Here is a 2,088-nt window from a genome sequence, read left to right as displayed (position 1 = left end):
CCTCCCAGTCGCCGCCCCCTGCCGAGACCTCCGCCCCGGCCCAGGCCGCCGCCACGCCCTCGGCCGCGCCGCAGGCGTCCAGCACGTCACCACCCGACGTCAGGACGCGGGCGGCCCAGCCGGACCCCGGCCCGGCCGAGCCGGCCCGCTCCGGCGACCCCTCCGCCACCGCGCGTCCGGTGAGCCCCACGGCCGCCCCGCAGGACAGCGGCTCCCGGACGACGCCCACCCGCGACGGCCAGACCGCCCGCCCCGGCCCCGAGGACACCGGCACGACCCGATCGAAGGCCGCGGACACCACCGCGAGGCGGCCGGAAGGCGAGGACACCGGGGCGGCGCGGCCGGACGGCCGTGACCCCGCCCCCGCGCGGGACCGCGCGTGGGGCGTCGAGATCGTGGACGGCCTGGAGACGCCCCCGGGCGCGTCGGCCGGCCCGGTGGTCTTCAGCCCCGACGGCCATCTGCTGGCCCTGCCCGGCGACGGCGAGGTCCGCGTCTGGAACGTCGGCGAACGGCGGCTGACCGGCTCCTACCCGTTGCAGAATCCCGGCCGCGGCCTGACCTTCTCGGCCGACGGCCACCAGTTGCGCTACCTCAGCGGCACCGGCTCGGTCGTCTCGCTCGACGTCTCCGGCCTGCCGGTGCCCTCCGACGACGGCCACGGGGCCGCCTTCTCCGGCAACGGCCGGGTCGCGGCCAAGGAGGTCGGGAACACGATCGAGCTGACCGACACCGAGGCACGCAGGAAGCTGGGCCGGGTCGCGGCCGCCGGTGACCTGGCGTTCGACGCGGCCGGACGGCTGATGGCGGTGGCGGGCGACCCGGTGACCGTGTGGGAGGTGGCCGGCGGCAGGCAGGTGACCGCCATCCAGGCGGGCGGCGACGTGCCGGCCGTGGCGCTGTCCCCCGACGGCCGCACCCTGGCCACCGCGCGCGGCCGGACCCTGGAGACGTGGGACGTGCGGGCGGGCCGCCGGATCAAGGCGTACGAGGGCGCGGGCGACCTGGCGCTGGCCTTCAGCCCCGACGGCTCGACGCTGGCCGCCGGCCCGAACCTGCTCGACCTGGCCACCGGCCGGGTCACCCCGCTCGACCTCGGTGAGGGTCCCGGCGGGAGCGCCGTCCCGACCGCGCTGGCCTTCTCCCCCGACGGCCGCCGGCTGGCGATCGGGCTGGAGGGCGGCCGGGTGCTGCTGTGGGACGTACGCGAGCGCGAGGCCGCCGGCACGATCGAGACCGGCCCGGCCCCGGTGGACGAGTTGCGCTTCTCCCCTGACGGCGACCTGCTGGCCATCGACGCGGGCCGGGCCTCGCTCTGGCACCCCGAGGCGCTGCGCGAGGTCGGCCAGATCGGCTCGTGGGCCTCCGGGCTGGCCTTCAGCCAGGACGGCAAACGGCTGCGCGGCGTGGCCCTCGACGGCACCGTACGCGAGGTCGCGGTCGATCCCGGGCTGACCGCGCGCGAGGTGTGCGCGCGGGCGGGCGGCGAGCTGACCAGGGCGGAGTGGGCCCGCCTGATCCCGGAGAGCGGCTACCAGGAGAGCTGCTGACCCGCGCCGCCTCAGTCGCCGACGAGCTTGAGCACCTTGCCCTTGGGGTTGGCCACCAGGTAACCGCCGCGGCCGTAGTCGTCGGAGGCGTAGACGAGCAGCACCTGCCTCGTCGAGGTGAACACGTAGTCGGGGTCCACGATCATGTGGTGGGAGGTCGGATCGGGCGCGCCGAGATCCTTGTCCGCCCTCCTGATCAGGGCCGGGAGGGCGTTCCAGTTGAACGTGGCCAGGTCCACGAGGGGCGTCTTGAACGTGCGGCCCGTCCTCGGGCCGGTGACCTCGCCGTCGCGGTAGTCGTAGCTGTCGTAGAGCTCCTTGTCGTCCTTGCGGGGGACGTCCACGGAGGCGTGGGTGGGGTGGATCGTCATCCTGACGACCTTGGTCCCGCCGATGACCGGCTTCAGCTTGGCGATCATCGTACGCATGCCGGCGGGGGTCAGCAGGTTCTCCTCGGCCGGCTTCCGCGTGGGTGTCTGCCGGGCGGGTTCGCCGGTGCGGTTCGTGGTGGGGGTGGGCAGGTCCCGGAGGGTCAGGC

At 75.8% G+C, this 2,088-nt stretch carries 1 protein-coding gene and 1 pseudogene; one reads left to right on the top strand and one right to left on the bottom strand.

Annotated features, from left to right (window positions below; all coding sequences use genetic code 11):
• A partial coding sequence (locus tag FAF44_RS52960) for a hypothetical protein (protein WP_237111082.1) occupies window positions 1-1,550 on the top strand: 1,550 nt, incomplete at its 5' end.
• A gap of 11 nt (window positions 1,551-1,561) precedes the next feature.
• Here the strand turns inward: FAF44_RS52960 and FAF44_RS52955 are convergent.
• Window positions 1,562-2,088 (bottom strand): annotated as a pseudogene (locus tag FAF44_RS52955) (serine/threonine protein kinase); the annotation flags it as partial.

Origin of the sequence: Nonomuraea sp. MG754425, from assembly GCF_021699195.1 — a bacterium.
Taxonomy (GTDB): Bacteria; Actinomycetota; Actinomycetes; order Streptosporangiales; family Streptosporangiaceae; genus Nonomuraea.
The sequence above is the reverse complement of the archived record's forward strand: the minus strand, read 5'-3'. Positions and strand labels throughout refer to the sequence as shown.